The sequence below is a fragment of the Antrihabitans auranticaus genome (assembly GCF_016481275.1).
Classification (GTDB): Bacteria; Actinomycetota; Actinomycetes; order Mycobacteriales; family Mycobacteriaceae; genus Antrihabitans.
In genome coordinates, this window is record NZ_JAEMNW010000008.1 from 72,205 (window position 1) to 86,402 (window position 14,198).

The 14,198-nt window shown below is 64.3% G+C and carries 14 protein-coding genes; 10 read left to right on the forward strand and 4 right to left on the reverse strand.

Going from position 1 to position 14,198, the window contains the following annotated elements; all coding sequences use genetic code 11:
• Window positions 1–60 precede the first annotated feature (60 nt).
• The gene (locus tag JGU72_RS25795) at window positions 61–537 is read left to right on the forward strand and encodes an Lrp/AsnC family transcriptional regulator (protein WP_199686971.1); all 477 of its coding nucleotides are present in this window, start codon (window positions 61–63) and stop codon (window positions 535–537) included.
• On the opposite strand, the gene JGU72_RS25800 is transcribed toward JGU72_RS25795, so the two are convergent.
• Window positions 538–909, reverse strand: coding sequence for a DoxX family protein (locus JGU72_RS25800; protein ID WP_199686972.1), 372 nt, complete (start codon window positions 907–909; stop codon window positions 538–540). It abuts the gene before it with no gap.
• An 87-nt stretch (window positions 910–996) separates the two neighbouring features.
• Between JGU72_RS25800 and JGU72_RS25805 the strand changes: the two genes are divergently transcribed.
• The 3 genes from JGU72_RS25805 to JGU72_RS25815 are packed head-to-tail and all read left to right on the forward strand — an operon-like array spanning window position 997 to window position 3,685.
• The gene (locus tag JGU72_RS25805) at window positions 997–1,821 is read left to right on the forward strand and encodes an SDR family oxidoreductase (protein WP_199686973.1); all 825 of its coding nucleotides are present in this window, start codon (window positions 997–999) and stop codon (window positions 1,819–1,821) included.
• Window positions 1,818–2,846 (forward strand): phosphotransferase family protein, encoded by a 1,029-nt coding sequence (locus JGU72_RS25810; RefSeq protein WP_199686974.1) that lies wholly within the window; start codon window positions 1,818–1,820, stop codon window positions 2,844–2,846. The genes JGU72_RS25805 and JGU72_RS25810 overlap by 4 nt, the downstream gene beginning before the upstream one ends.
• Window positions 2,846–3,685 (forward strand): sulfurtransferase, encoded by an 840-nt coding sequence (locus JGU72_RS25815; protein WP_199686975.1) that lies wholly within the window; start codon window positions 2,846–2,848, stop codon window positions 3,683–3,685. The genes JGU72_RS25810 and JGU72_RS25815 overlap by 1 nt, the downstream gene beginning before the upstream one ends.
• A gap of 69 nt (window positions 3,686–3,754) precedes the next feature.
• Here the strand turns inward: JGU72_RS25815 and JGU72_RS25820 are convergent, their stop codons facing one another.
• The 3 genes from JGU72_RS25820 to JGU72_RS25830 form a co-directional block, all read right to left on the reverse strand.
• The gene (locus JGU72_RS25820) at window positions 3,755–4,582 is read right to left on the reverse strand and encodes a shikimate 5-dehydrogenase (RefSeq protein WP_199686976.1); all 828 of its coding nucleotides are present in this window, start codon (window positions 4,580–4,582) and stop codon (window positions 3,755–3,757) included.
• A gap of 14 nt (window positions 4,583–4,596) precedes the next feature.
• On the reverse strand, window positions 4,597–5,313 hold the full coding sequence (locus tag JGU72_RS25825) for an HNH endonuclease family protein (protein WP_374101159.1): 717 nt from the start codon (window positions 5,311–5,313) through the stop codon (window positions 4,597–4,599).
• A gap of 161 nt (window positions 5,314–5,474) precedes the next feature.
• On the reverse strand, window positions 5,475–5,792 hold the full coding sequence (locus JGU72_RS25830; protein ID WP_199686977.1) for a hypothetical protein: 318 nt from the start codon (window positions 5,790–5,792) through the stop codon (window positions 5,475–5,477).
• A 107-nt stretch (window positions 5,793–5,899) separates the two neighbouring features.
• On the opposite strand from JGU72_RS25830, the gene JGU72_RS25835 reads away from it, so the two are divergent.
• The 6 genes from JGU72_RS25835 (at window position 5,900) to mmsB (ending at window position 14,195) form a co-directional block, all read left to right on the forward strand.
• Entirely contained in the window at window positions 5,900–8,677 is a 2,778-nt protein-coding gene (locus JGU72_RS25835) for a DEAD/DEAH box helicase (RefSeq protein ID WP_199686978.1), read from the forward strand.
• Window positions 8,674–9,459, forward strand: coding sequence for an SWIM zinc finger family protein (locus JGU72_RS25840; RefSeq protein WP_199686979.1), 786 nt, complete (start codon window positions 8,674–8,676; stop codon window positions 9,457–9,459). Before JGU72_RS25835 ends, JGU72_RS25840 begins: the two co-directional genes overlap by 4 nt.
• Before the next feature lie 123 nt (window positions 9,460–9,582).
• Window positions 9,583–11,085 (forward strand): CoA-acylating methylmalonate-semialdehyde dehydrogenase, encoded by a 1,503-nt coding sequence (locus JGU72_RS25845; RefSeq protein ID WP_199686980.1) that lies wholly within the window; start codon window positions 9,583–9,585, stop codon window positions 11,083–11,085.
• A 1-nt stretch (window position 11,086) separates the two neighbouring features.
• The gene (locus JGU72_RS25850) at window positions 11,087–12,226 is read left to right on the forward strand and encodes an acyl-CoA dehydrogenase family protein (RefSeq protein WP_199686981.1); all 1,140 of its coding nucleotides are present in this window, start codon (window positions 11,087–11,089) and stop codon (window positions 12,224–12,226) included.
• Entirely contained in the window at window positions 12,226–13,290 is a 1,065-nt protein-coding gene (locus JGU72_RS25855) for an enoyl-CoA hydratase/isomerase family protein (protein ID WP_199686982.1), read from the forward strand. Before JGU72_RS25850 ends, JGU72_RS25855 begins: the two co-directional genes overlap by 1 nt.
• The gene (gene mmsB / locus JGU72_RS25860) at window positions 13,287–14,195 is read left to right on the forward strand and encodes a 3-hydroxyisobutyrate dehydrogenase (RefSeq protein WP_307828609.1); all 909 of its coding nucleotides are present in this window, start codon (window positions 13,287–13,289) and stop codon (window positions 14,193–14,195) included. Before JGU72_RS25855 ends, mmsB begins: the two co-directional genes overlap by 4 nt.
• Window positions 14,196–14,198 lie beyond the last annotated feature (3 nt).

The window sequence follows — 14,198 nt, forward strand, 5'->3', positions numbered from 1 at the left end:
CTTCACCAAATGAGCAAAATGCACGGCTAGCGATAACGGTTCGATGGCATACTGCGCTACATGACCAGTCTGGATGCGACAGACGCGCGGTTGCTCCTGCAGCTGTGCGACAACCCGCGAGCGACGGGTGTGGAGCTCGCTCACCGTCTCGGTCTGTCGCGAAATACGGTCCAGGCGCGCGTCGCGCGGTGGGAGGACAGCGGTGCGCTGGGGGCGTTCGATCGCCGGGTCGACCCGCGCGCACTGGGGTATCCACTTTCGGCGATGGTGGCGATCGTCGTCGACCAGCATCAGTTGGACAGCGTGGTCGACGAACTCGCGGAAATACCCGAGGTGGTCGAGGTCTACGGCATCTCAGGGCTGACCGATCTGTCCGCCAAAGTGGTCGGGCGCAATGCCGATGATCTGTACCGGATCGCCGGGCAGATTCTGCGCGTACCCGGCGTCGAGCGAACCAACATGGCGCTCGTGATGCGGCAACTGGTCGGGCCGCGTATGACGCCGCTGCTCGACCGGCTTGCGAAGGAAGGACGCTGACTACCCGCTGGCGGCAAGCACACAGACCAGGGTGACGATGGCGAGAAGCAGGACGCCCAGCGGAACGAAGGCGATATTTCGAGTATCGGGATTGCCGTAGTCGCCGTATGTGACGTGCTGACCGATTGCCCAGATCAGCACAGCCATGAAGACGATGCAGGCGAACAGTCCGACCGGTCCGAAGAAGATTCCGATGATCAGTCCGATCGCGGCAACGATTTCGACGATGCCGATGCTGCGGACCGTCTTCTCGCTGTAGCCGCGGTTGCGCAGGCTGGTCCAGCCGCGGCCCTTGAGTGCGACCTTGTCCCTGGCCGACCACAGGGCCGCGAGCGCGAGCACGACCGAGCAGACGATCGCCGCAATGTTCATGGGAGTTTCCTATCATCCGGCACGCCTCGAAAAGGCAAGTTCACTGCATTCGGTCAGCGGTCGCGAGGTCGCACTAGCATCGGCAAGGTGGATATCACAGGGAAGGTTGCAGTGGTGACCGGCGCGGGTGCGGGAATCGGCGAAGCGATCGCGAAGCGTGTCGCCTCCGGTGGCGGGCGCGTGCTCGTTGCCGACCTGAACGCCGCGGGCGCGCAACGAGTCGCCAACCTGATAAACGACGAGTCGCCGGGGGCCGCCACGTACCTGGCGGGCGACGTCTCGGACGAGGCGGTGCTGCGCCGGATAATCGACAGAGCCGAAACAGAACTGGGTCCGGTCGATCTTTTCTTTGCCAACGCCGGCATTGCAGGCGGGCTCGGCCTGGATAGCTCGGACGAGCAGTGGCAGCAAGCTCTCGACGTGAATGTGCTTGCGCACGTGCGTGCCGCGCGGTTGATCGTCCCCAAGTGGCTCGAGCGTGGAAGCGGCTACTTCGTGTCGACCGCATCTGCGGCCGGACTGCTCACACAGATCGGTTCCGCGCCGTACGCGGTGTCGAAGCACGCGGCCGTCGGATTCGCCGAATGGCTATCGGTCACGTACGGCAACCGCGGCGTCGGAGTGAGCTGTCTGTGTCCGATGGGCGTCAAGACTGCACTGCTCGAATCCGGCTTCGAAGCGGACGACAAGAATGCGGGGTTGGCTGCTCGCGCGGTGAAGTCTGCTGGTGCCGTGCTCGAACCGGACGATGTTGCCGAACTCGTGATCGCCGCGATAGCCGAACGCCGCTTCCTGATCCTGCCGCATCCGCAGGTGCTGGAGTTCTACAAATACAAAGGTGCAGACTACGATCGCTGGCTCGCCGGCATGCGTCGTTTTCAGGACGCGCTCGTCGCATCGGAGTCGTCATGACTACCGCCGTCGGGTTGAACGAGGAGGCCGTAGCGAGTTGGCTCGTCGCCGAGGTCGGACTCGGGGCGTTGCCGCCGTTGACCTTTCGCCGGATCGGTAACGGGCAATCGAATCTGACCTATCTCGTGACGGATTCGGCCGGTGCGCGCTGGGTTCTGCGGCGGCCACCGCTCGGCGCGATACTTTCGTCGGCGCACGACGTCGTCCGGGAGCATTCGATTCTTTCGGGGCTGCAGGGCACCGCAGTGCCCGTGCCTAAGGTTCTTGGCCTGACCGAAGATCCAGCAGTGACGGATGCGCCGCTGCTGCTGATGAGTTACGTCGACGGCACTGTGGTCGACGACATCGCTGTCGCGGAAACGCTGACTGTCCGGCGGCGGGCCCAGATCGGGGCGTCGTTGACCGATACGTTGGCTCGGATCCACGCGGTCGACCTGGAAAGTGCCGGCCTCGAGAACCTCGCCAGTCACAAGCCGTATGCCGAGCGCCAATTGAAGCGGTGGAGCGGGCAGTGGGAGAAGTCGAAGACGCGTGAGCACAAAGCGGTCGAGGCGCTCGCGAAGCGTTTGCACTCCGCGATTCCGGAGCAGACGGAGTTGACGCTCGTGCACGGCGATTTCCATCTCAGCAACGTCATCACATCGCCGGCCGACGGTCGCGTTGCGGCAGTTGTCGATTGGGAGTTGTGCACGCTCGGGGATCCGATCGCGGATATCGGTGCGCTGCTTGCCTATTGGCCGCAATCGGGTGAGGGCTACGTCGGGCCGTTCATGTCGTCGACACTGGACGGGTTTCCCAACCGCGCCGAGCTGGCCGACGCCTACTTCGAACAGACGGGTAGAGACCGCGGCGCACTTGGCTTCTGGCACACACTCGCTCTATGGAAGATCTCGATCATCGCTGAAGGCATCCTGCGTCGCCTGCACAACGACCCGCGTAATCGCGGAGCGATGGAGGTGTCTACGAAGATGGTCGACGAAATTATCGCTCGCGCTGTCGCAAACGCGGACGAGGTCGGGTTGTAGTGCCCCATGCGACGCCGGTACTCGTAACCGTTGCTGAATTGCGACCGGGCGCAGTGCTTCTCGATGTTCGATGGGCGCTCGGTGATCCGCGTGGTCGCGAGCACTATCTCGAGGGACACATCCCGGGCGCAGTCTTCGTCGATCTCGAGACGGATTTGGCCGCGCCGCCGTCGCGCGCCGCCGGTCGGCATCCGTTGCCGTCCGTCCAGGACCTGCAAGACTCAGCGCGCCGCTGGGGAATCCACAACGACTCGTCGGTCGTGGTCTACGACGCGACCGGTGGGCTCGCCGCTGCCAGGGCGTGGTGGTTGCTGCGCTGGGGCGGCCTCGGGGATGTTCGAATTCTGGACGGCGGACTGGCGGCGTGGCTGGCCGCAGGTCGACAGCCGGCGCAGGGGTACGAGCAGCCCGCTGCACTCGGTTCGGTCGCGCTGACCGGTGGGGGGATGCCGATCATCGAGATCGACGACGCCGCGACCTGGTCGCGCCACGGCACGCTGCTCGACGCCCGTGCTGCGGAGCGGTATCGGGGTGAAGTCGAACCCGTCGACAGGCGGGCAGGTCACGTTCCCGGCGCGGTGAATGCGCCAACGACCGAAAACATCGATAGCTCGGGCCGATTCAAGTCGGCCGACCTGCTCGCGGACCGGTTCGCTGGTGTCGTCGGTCCCGTAGCCGTCTATTGCGGATCGGGTGTGACGGCAGCGCACGAGATCGCAGCCCTCGCCGTCGCCGGCATCGAAGCCGCCCTGTACCCGGGATCGTGGTCGCAGTGGTCGGGCGACGATGCGCGGGCAGTGGCAACCGGTCACGAGACGCGCAGCACCGACAACGCGTAGAGGCGCTGGCCACGGATGACTGCCCCGAACACCGCTCGGCGGCGGTTCTCGACGTCTTCGGCAGGTCAGCTATGTGGCGCGTGAGTACGCAGAGGCCCGCTCGACCTGGTCGGGTGTCGGCCGAACACCTGTATAGAGGGCGAACTGCTCGGCAGCTTGGAGCGCGATAACCTCCGCGCCGGTGATCACGGTTTTCCCCAAGGCAACTGCCATGCGGACCAAGGGGGTCTCCGGTGGTTTTGCGACGACGTCGAATATGACCGCCGCGGCACGGATCGTGTCCTCCGGGAAGGCCAGCGCTGTTGCCTCGGCCCCACCTTCCATGCCGACCGGCGTCGCGTTGATGAGCACCTGGGGTCGGTTGGCCCCGAGTTCGGCCGACCAGGTGAATCCGTATTTCTCGGCGAGCGTCGACCCGGCAGATTCGTTGCGAGCCACAATGATTGCCTCGGTGACGCCCGAATCGCGGACCGCGGCAGCTACGGCCTTTGCCATCCCGCCGCTGCCCGCGATGGCGACGGACGCATCCGACGGCACACCCCGCTCGCGGAGCAGGCTCGCGACGGCGAGGTAGTCGGTGTTGTACGCGTGCAACCTGCCGTTGTCGTTCACGATCGTGTTGACCGACTCGATTGCTGTCGCGGACTCATGCATCTCGTCGACGAGCCGTATGCAGTCTTCCTTGTACGGCATCGACACTGAACAGCCGCGAATGCCGAGTCCTTTGACACCCGCAATCGCTGCGTCGAGGTCGCCGGTCGTGAACGCTTTGTAGACGAAGTTCAGCTCGAGTTCGTTGTACAGATAGTTGTGGAATCGGGTGCCGATATTGCTCGGCCTGGCGGCCAAGGAGATACACAGCGTGGTGTCCTTGTCGAGCGCGCGAGAGTGGTCCACGTCTGCAGGTTAACTCAGTCGCAGCCTGCGGCGATGCGTGTCAGCGCGGCACGATCACCTTCGGTGATGGGTAGCTGGTACTGAACTGCCACCGTCAGGTACTTGCCCGCGTAGAAGCAGTGGTAGGCCTTGCTCGGCGGCAACCAACTCTGTGGGGTGTCATCACTTTTGGACTGATTGATCGATCCGGTGACGGCGAGCAGGTTGTAGTCGATGTCGTTCGCGAATTCCATCCGCTTTTCCAGTGGCCACGAAGCGGCGCCGAAGTCCCACGCCGCAGCAAGCGGATAGACGTGGTCGATCTGGACGTCGCCTGCGTTGGCTTTGGTGAACTCGACCGTCTTGCCCGAGTAGGGGTCGTCGAGCTCGCCGGCGAGCACCACACAATTACGTGTGCCAGGGCGAAACTCCACCTTCGTGAGCTGGCGGGCGAGGACGTTGTTGCGCGTGTCGCAGCCGTCGTGGCCACCCGGCGCGGCCGTATCGTCGGACCACGCCGGACCGAATACACACCCCTGCCCTTGCCTGCAGCCACGTTCGTACCCAGGTATCTCGGGGCGGCCTGCAACGACGGTCACCGCAGCGAGCAACTGCTCGATCTGGCCGCGCGCGGGGCTCCCCGGGGCCGGCGGCTCCAGGTTCTGCCGCAGAGCCGTGCACCCTGCGAACACGAGCAAAGTTGCTGCCCAACATGCCAGTTGGACCTTGCGAGATACCACATCATTCCCCACCGGTTGTTCCGCACTGTGAGCTCAGCAAGTGTGCACTACGGCACCGACAGAGATCGTGGGGACCGACCGCCCCCGCCGAGTGTGCACTTGTTGCTGCAAAAGGCGAGGAACCGCGACAGCAGGTGCACACTCGGCGCGGGGGAGGGCCGCATCGTCGGCAACTACTTCTGTGGGACCTGGCTCGCGGCGAGCGTCGAGTGGTTCGTCCCATCGTGGCCGATCAGCCAGGACCCACCCGCGGTCTCGCACTCGGCGATCTTGCCGAACGTCGCGAGTAGAAAGGCGATCGCATCTTCGGGCTGCGGTGTGTGCGCGAGCCGTTGCGACTCGTGCGGACGTGCCAGGTCGATCCAGACCCCGCACTGACCGTCGAGGCGCATACCGACGATGTGTGCGGCATTGACGAACGTGAACTTGCGAAGTGGCCAGGGTGTGGTCGGCGTGAAGCTCTGCTCCAAGACCTGAAGCAGGATCGTCATCCCACCCTCCCAGAAAGTCGGTTTCCAGTATGTGCGGGCCTCGTCGAGAAAGCTAGATTTTGCGCCCTGGATACGTACCTGTCGGTGGGCGCTGATTGGATGGATCGATGCTGCACGGGCTCTGGTCGCCGGGCGCAGGGTTGTTGTTGTGGCAAGATCCTGTCGCCGATTCGGTCGAAGACGGCCCGCTCGCGGTCGCGGCCCGCACCGGCAAGTTCCGGCGTCGCATCACTGTGCTCGGTCGAGGCGAGTCGATCGAGGTTGCTGCCGCCGCGTATGCACCGGCAGACGCCGCGCGGATGTTGCTCGGCACGTCGTCGAGCGACGGTCTTGCGGGTGATCTTCGCTATCTGCTGCACGTGGCCCGCGGTGTGGACCGATGGGTGCGCGGCGGACGGGTGGTGCCCGACATCTACCGCGCGGAAGGCGACTGGTGGACGCGGTGGCGGTTGGTCGGTGGCGAGCGGCAACGCGCCTGGCAGGCGGAACTGGTCGCCGCGATGCCGCCCGTGCAGCGGATGCAAGGACCGGCCGCGAAGGTGCTCGCGGACATGATCGTCGAGATCACCGATTCGATCGTCAGGCACCGTATCGGCCGGACAGAACTGTCGACGCCGTTTGCGGCGTCGCTGCTGTCCGACGAGGCAGTGGGATTCGGGACGCAGGGCCTCGTGACAACCCTCGAGCAGTGGCGGGGGACCTTGACCGTCGACGAGCCCGAGTTGGTGCTGCGCTTGCTGGAGCCCGACGATGAGGACATCGTCGATTCCGCCGAGACACTATGGCGCCTCGAAGTCTGCTTGCGACCCGAAGGTGAAGCACCGCAACCAGTTCCGATCAACAACGTGGATCCGAATCTGATGAAGATCGCGGTTCGGAAACTTGGCGAAGCGATGCACGAGTATCCACGCCTGCGCGACGTGCCGACCGATCCGCGCAGTCTGGACCTCCTGCTGCCGACCGCGGTGGTGACCGATCTGGTCGCGCATGGCGCGCACGTGCTGAGCGCCAAGGGCATCGGCCTGCTGCTGCCGCGTGCGTGGAGTGTCGCCAGCCCGTCGCTTCGGTTGCGGGTCGCGAGCGCGCCGTCCCCCACTGCGAAGGACAGCGCGGTGGGAATGGCCGAATTGATCTCCTACAACTGGGAACTCGCGCTCGGTGACGACGTCCTGACACCGCAGGAGATGGAGCGGCTGGCCCGTTCGAAATCGGACCTGGTGCGGCTGCGCGGGCGCTGGGTGCAGGCCGACCACGAGACGCTGGCGAAGGCAGCAAGGTACGTCGCGCTGCATACCGCCGACGAGTCCACGCTGGCGGCGCTGATCGGCACACTCGGTGGCGACCATCCGCCGCCGTTGCCGGTCAGCGAAATCACGACAACAGGCTGGATCGACACACTCCTCGGTGCGCAGTCCACACCCACCGAGGTCCCGGTTCCCGCCGGGCTCTATGCGACGTTGCGCCCGTATCAGCGGCGCGGACTCGACTGGCTGTCGTTCATGAGCAGACTGGGTCTCGGCGCTGTTCTTGCCGACGACATGGGTCTCGGCAAAACGGTGCAGGTGCTGGCATTGCTCTCCCATGAGCAGGCGGCGCACCCGACTCTGCTCGTGTGCCCGATGTCGGTCGTCGGAAACTGGCAGCGCGAAGCCCAGCGATTCGTTCCCGACCTGCGTGTGCTGGTGCACCACGGGGTCGGGCGCCTGTCCGGGGATCCGTTGCAGGCGGCGGTCGCGGCCGCGGACCTCGTGATCACGACGTATGCGCTGGTAGCCAGGGATATCGAGCAGCTGCGGGAGATGACGTGGGACCGAGTGGTTCTGGACGAAGCGCAGCACGTGAAGAATTCGGGTACTGCGCAGGCGAAGGCGGCGCGGTCCGTTCCTGCGCGCCACCGCTTGGCACTCACGGGTACGCCGGTCGAGAACCGGCTCGAAGAGTTGCGTTCGATCCTCGATTTCGCCAATCACAGAATGCTCGGCTCCGCGCAGACGTTCCGCGCGCGGTTCGCGATTCCGATCGAGCGTGAACACGACCAGGCGGCAGCAGCCAGGCTGCGGACGATTACGTCGCCGTTCGTTCTGCGTCGCGTGAAGACGGATCCGACCGTGATTTCCGATCTTCCCGAGAAGATCGAGATGACAGTGCGGGCCAACCTGACCGCCGAGCAGGCAGCGTTGTATCAGGCCGTCGTGGCGGACATGATGGCGAAAATCAAAGACACAGAAGGGATGAGCCGTAAGGGTGCTGTGCTCGCCGCGCTGACCCGGCTCAAGCAAGTGTGCAACCATCCGGCTCACTTCCTCGGTGACGGGTCCGGAATGCTGCGCCGGGGTTCGCACCGGTCCGGCAAGCTGGGCCTGGCCGAGGACATTCTCGATACGGTCCTCGCAGACGATGAAAAGGCGTTGCTGTTCACGCAGTTCCGCGAATTCGGGGAGTTGGTGGCGCCCTACTTGCGCGAGCGGTTCGGCGTCGATGTGCCCTTCCTGCACGGCGGCGTGGCCAAAGGCGCCCGTGACAAGATGGTCACCGGTTTCCAGGCCGATAACGGTCCGCCGCTGATGTTGTTGTCGCTCAAGGCCGGCGGCACCGGACTGAACCTGACGGCAGCGAATCATGTTGTCCATCTGGACAGATGGTGGAATCCGGCGGTCGAGAACCAGGCGACGGACCGTGCCTTCCGGATCGGGCAGCGCAGAAATGTTCAGGTCCGGAAGATGGTGTGCGTGGGCACCGTCGAAGAACGGATCGACTCGATGCTGACGAGCAAGCAGGAACTCGCGGATATGGCCATCGGGTCCGGTGAATCGTGGATCACCGAGATGAGCACCGAGCAGCTGCACGACCTTCTCCGATTGGGCGAGGAGGCGATCGGCGAATGAGCCCGGCACGCGGCAGGTTCAACGACTTCAGTCAGTACGGGAAACGTCGACCGGTGGTCGGCGGCGTCGAAGCGCGAAGTCGCAGAGGCTCTTTCGGCAGCACCTGGTGGGGCCGTGCGCTGCTCGACGCAGTCGAGGGCCTGGCCGATTCTGGACGGCTCGCGCGCGGCAAGACGTATGCGCGCGCGGGGCAGGTCGTCGCTATACAGGTCGGGTCTGGCGCGGTCACCGCGGAAGTGCAAGGAAGTCAACCACTTCCGTTCACCTCGACGCTGTCGATCAAGCCACTCGACGACGACGCGATCGCAGAACTCATCGACACGGTCAGGTCGACTCCGGGCATGCTGGCCGAGATCGCCTCAGGTTCGGTCCCACGTGATCTCGGACCGCTACTGCTGCCCAGCAGAGCCAGTGAGCTGGATTTCGATTGCACGTGCCCTGATTCGGGGTGGCCGTGCAAGCATGTTGCGGCGGTCGCCTATCTGACCGCGGAGCACATCGACGAAAAGCTGCTCGACATTCTCACGCTCCGCGGGATCGACTTCGACACCCTCATCAGTGGCGTCGAAGCGGATCCGGTCGACATTGCGACCGACGATCCGTATGGCGACCGGATCGAGTTGCCGGCGCTACCGAAGGTGAACTTCACTCCGGCAATGGACGATCTGGACCCGGCGGTGTTGCGCCGCGCACTGCGCACGCTGGCCGACTCGGAGAAGGAGGTCGCAACGACTGTTCATGAGTTGTCTTCGCTCTACGCGCGCCTATCTGACTATGCTTGAAGCTGTGTGACCTCTGTCACTTATGGACATACATGGACATCCAACTATAGGATGGCAACATAAATTTGGTCGGGCGGACAGTCGTCGATTACCGCAGCGCGAACACAGAATGGATCTGAAGAAATGGCACGTGAGTTAACGCATTTCATCGGTGGCAAGCACGTCGCCGGCACCTCCGGCAAGTTCGGTGACGTTTACGACCCGAACACCGGCCAGGTCCAGGCGAGGGTTCCGTTGGCGACGAAAGCCGAGGTCGAGGCCGTCATCGCCAACGCCGAGGAAGCGCAGAAGGAGTGGGCGGCCTGGAATCCGCAGCGCCGCGCTCGTGTGCTGATGAGGTTCCTCGCGCTCGTGGGCGAAGAGATGGATTCGCTCGCGGCGCTGCTGTCGTCGGAGCACGGCAAGACTGTCCCGGACGCGAAGGGCGACATTCAGCGCGGCCTCGAGGTCGTCGAGTTCGCAGTCGGTATCCCGCACCTGCTCAAGGGTGAATACACCGAGAGCGCAGGCGGCGGCATCGACGTCTACTCCATGCGTCAGCCCCTCGGCGTTGTCGCCGGCATCACCCCGTTCAACTTCCCGGCCATGATCCCGCTGTGGAAGGCCGCGCCTGCAATCGCGTGCGGCAACGCGTTCATCCTGAAGCCGTCCGAACGTGATCCGTCGGTGCCGCTGCGACTGGCGGAACTCTTCCTCGAAGCCGGCCTGCCCGCGGGCATCTTCAACGTCGTCAACGGTGACAAGGAGTCGGTCGACGCACTGCTGCACGACCCGCGCGTCAAGGCCGTCGGCTTCGTCGGCTCCACCCCGATCGCTCAGTACATCTACGAAACCGCGACGGCCAACGGCAAGCGTGCGCAGTGCTTCGGCGGTGCCAAGAACCACGCCATCGTCATGCCCGATGCCGACCTCGACGACGTCGCGGATCAGCTCGTCGGCGCCGGTTACGGTTCGGCGGGCGAGCGCTGCATGGCCATCTCGGTTGCTGTTCCCGTCGGCAAGGAAACCGCCGATCGCCTGGTCGACAAGCTGACCGAGCGCGTCGGCAAACTCAACGTCGGCCGCTCTGACGAGAAGGGCGTCGACTTCGGTCCGCTCGTCGGTTCCGACGCACTCAAGCGAGTCAACGACTATGTCCAGATCGGCGTCGACGAGGGCGCAACCGCGGTCGTCGACGGACGCGGTTTCAAGCTCGAGGGATCCGAGGACGGCTTCTTCGCTGGCGCGACGCTGTTCGACAACGTCACCAAGGAAATGCGGATCTACAAGGAAGAGATCTTCGGACCGGTCCTCATGGTCGTCCGCGCCCACGATTACGAAGAGGCGCTGAGCCTCCCTAACGATCACGAGTACGGGAACGGCGTCGCGATCTTCACCCGCGACGGCGACACTGCGCGCGATTTCGCGACGCGTGTGCAGGTCGGCATGGTCGGCATCAACGTGCCCATCCCAGTCCCGATCGCCTACCACACGTTCGGCGGCTGGAAGCGCTCTGGATTCGGCGATCTCAACCAGCACGGACCGGACTCGATCCGCTTCTACACCAAGACCAAGACGGTCACGCAGCGCTGGCCGAAGGGCCTGAAGGAGAACGCGGACCACTTCGTCATCCCCACGATGGACTGACATGTTCATACTTTCCGAAGACGAGCGCGCGATCAGCGAAACCGCTCGCGACTTCGCCATGGAGTACTTGGCGCCCAACGCAATCGAGTGGGACCAGAACCACCACTTTCCGGTCGATGTCCTCCGCAAGGCGGGCGCGCTGGGAATGGGAGGGATCTACATCGACGAGGAAGTGGGCGGATCGGGCCTGACCCGGCTCGATGCCGTCCGCATCTTCGAGGAGCTCGCGAAGGGCTGCCCGACGATCTCGGCGTACATCTCCATTCACAACATGGCGACGTGGATGATCGACAAGTTCGGCTCCGATGCACTGCGCCATGAGTGGGTGCCGAAGCTGGCGTCGATGGAACTGCTCGCGAGCTACTGCCTTACCGAGCCCGGTGCCGGTTCCGACGCATCCGCGTTGAGTACCAAGGCCGTTCGAGATGGCGACGATTACCTCCTCACCGGTGTGAAGCAGTTCATTTCGGGTGCGGGTGCTGCCGACGTGTACGTCGTGATGGCACGGACCGGCGACTCCGGGCCGAAAGGCATCACGGCCTTCTTGATCCCCGCCGGCACGGCTGGCCTGTCGTTCGGTGCCGACGAGAAGAAGATGGGCTGGAACGCGCAGCCGACTCGTCAGGTGATCATGGAGGACGTCCGAATTCCGGCGTCGAACATGATCGGCAACGAGGGCAACGGTTTTCGCATTGCCATGGCCGGACTCAACGGCGGTCGGCTGAACATCGCTGCCAGCTCCATCGGCGGCGCGCAGGCGGCATTCGACAAGGCCGTCTCGTATCTGGCCGAGCGAAAAGCGTTCGGCAACAGGCTGCTCGACTCGCAGGCACTGCAGTTTCAGCTGGCCGACATGCGGACCGAACTGGAGGCGGCGCGCACATTCTTGTGGCGTGCGGCCGCTGCACTCGACGCGGGTGCACCTGACCTGGTCGAACTGTGTGCAATGGCAAAGAGATTCGGAACCGACACCGGTTTCGAGGTCGCCAACAAGGCCTTGCAACTGCATGGCGGTTACGGCTACCTGGCCGAGTACGGAGTCGAGAAGATCGTCCGTGACCTACGTGTGCACCAGATCCTCGAGGGCACGAACGAGATCATGCGGGTGGTTATCGCTCGCTCGATAGTTGGGAATGCTTAGTGACCGACGATGTTCTGATCGAGAAGCGGGATGGGCTCGGCCTCATCACCCTGAATCGTCCGAAGGCGATCAACGCGCTGAATCATGCGATGGTGCACCCGATTACGGCGGCGCTGTGGGCTTGGGCGGAAGACGAAGACGTTACGGCTGTCGTAATCACCGGCTCGGGCGAGCGCGGATTGTGCGCCGGTGGCGACATCGTCTCTATCTATTACGACGCGCAAAAGGGAGGTGCCGACAGTTCGGACTTCTGGCGCGACGAGTACGTCCTCAACGCGTTGATCGCACGCTTTCCAAAGCCGTACGTCGCAGTGATGGATGGCATCGTGATGGGTGGCGGCGTGGGCATCTCGGCGCACGGTAGTCACCGCATCGTCACGGAGCGGTCGAAGATCGGGATGCCCGAAGTCGGAATCGGTTTCGTGCCGGACGTCGGCGGAACGTATCTGCTCGCGCAGGCGCCGGGGGAGTTGGGGACGCACGTCGCTCTGACGACCGCGCGGATGAGCGCGGCGGACGCAATTGCAACCGGCTTCGCGGATCACTTCGTGCCGACGTCCGATCTCCCGGCGCTCCTCGCGGCGTTGGCGAGCGGGCCCGTTTCCGAGGTCGTCGCAAAATTCGCGCAGGAGCCCCCGCTGTCCGAGCTTGTGGGACAGCAGGATTGGATCGACGAGTGCTATTCGGCGGACACGGTCGAACAGATCGTTGCTCGCCTGCGGGCACACTCGTCACCGGAGGCTAACAAGGCGGCCGAGGCGATTCTCTCGAAGTCACCCATCGCGGTGAAGGTTGCTCTGCTCTCGCTGCGGCGTGCGCGGGATGCGTCGAGCATCGAAGAGGTGCTGAACGACGAGTACCGAGTGTCGCTGGCGTGCTTGAAGTCTCGCGATCTCGTCGAGGGAATTCGGGCACAGGTGATAGACAAGGATCGCAACCCGGCGTGGTCCCCGGCGACCCTCGAGGCCGTCACGGACGATCAGGTCGCGGCATACTTCGCCGACCTCGGCGAACTCGAACTCGGTTTGGCAGCACCCGACAGCAGCGTGGAAGGACAGCAGTGACCACTCCGGAGAACACGACAATCGGTTTCGTCGGGCTCGGCCACATGGGCGGGCCGATGGCGGCCAACCTGGTGAAGGCCGGCTACAAGGTGCTCGGCTTCGACCTCGCACCAGCCGCGCTGGAGCAGGCGACCAAGGACGGCGCCACCGTGGTCACGTCGTCCGACGAGGCTGCTGCCGCGGCCGACGTCGTCATCACGATGCTGCCGAGTGGCAAGCACGTGATCGATCTGTACAACGGTGGGCTGCTGGCGTCGGCCAAGCCGGGAACGCTGTTCATCGACTCATCGACGATCGACGTTGCCGATGCGAAGACGGCGAACGAGCTGGCAGTTGCCGCTGGTCACCGTGCGGTCGACGCGCCGGTATCGGGCGGTGTCGCGGGTGCCGCGGCGGGCACTCTGGCGTTCATGGTCGGCGGCTCGGAGGCGGACTTCGAGTCTGCGAAGCCGCTGCTCGACGTGATGGGCGCGAAGGTCGTGCACTGCGGCGGCGCAGGCGTGGGCCAGGCTGCGAAGATCTGCAACAACATGGTGCTCGGGATCTCGATGATCGCGATCAGCGAGGCGTTCGTCCTCGGCGAGAAGTTGGGGCTGACGAACCAGGCGTTCTTCGATGTCGCGTCGAATGCGTCCGGTCAATGCTGGTCGTTGACGACGTACTGCCCGGTTCCCGGTCCGGTGCCGACGAGCCCGGCCAACAAGGACTACCAGCCGGGCTTCGCGACCGCGCTGATGCACAAGGACCTGGGCCTGGCGGCAAATGCATTGCGGGCCAATGGTGTCGACGGTCTGCTCGGTTTGCACGCCGAGGAAATCTACAACCGGTTCAAGCAGGAGAGCGGTGGAGGACTAGATTTCTCGGCGATCGTTACCGATATCCGCAAGCGTTCCGAAGGGGCATGAGCC

What these genes read in the sequence shown, in the direction of transcription:
- JGU72_RS25795 (WP_199686971.1), top strand. Translation starts at nt 61, where the DNA reads ATGACCAGTCTGGATGCGACAGACGCGCGGTTGCTCCTGCAGCTGTGC.
- JGU72_RS25800 (WP_199686972.1), bottom strand. Translation starts at nt 909, where the DNA reads ATGAACATTGCGGCGATCGTCTGCTCGGTCGTGCTCGCGCTCGCGGCC.
- JGU72_RS25810 (WP_199686974.1), top strand. Translation starts at nt 1,818, where the DNA reads ATGACTACCGCCGTCGGGTTGAACGAGGAGGCCGTAGCGAGTTGGCTC.
- JGU72_RS25830 (WP_199686977.1), bottom strand. Translation starts at nt 5,792, where the DNA reads ATGACGATCCTGCTTCAGGTCTTGGAGCAGAGCTTCACGCCGACCACA.
- JGU72_RS25835 (WP_199686978.1), top strand. Translation starts at nt 5,900, where the DNA reads ATGCTGCACGGGCTCTGGTCGCCGGGCGCAGGGTTGTTGTTGTGGCAA.
- JGU72_RS25840 (WP_199686979.1), top strand. Translation starts at nt 8,674, where the DNA reads ATGAGCCCGGCACGCGGCAGGTTCAACGACTTCAGTCAGTACGGGAAA.
- JGU72_RS25845 (WP_199686980.1), top strand. Translation starts at nt 9,583, where the DNA reads ATGGCACGTGAGTTAACGCATTTCATCGGTGGCAAGCACGTCGCCGGC.
- JGU72_RS25850 (WP_199686981.1), top strand. Translation starts at nt 11,087, where the DNA reads ATGTTCATACTTTCCGAAGACGAGCGCGCGATCAGCGAAACCGCTCGC.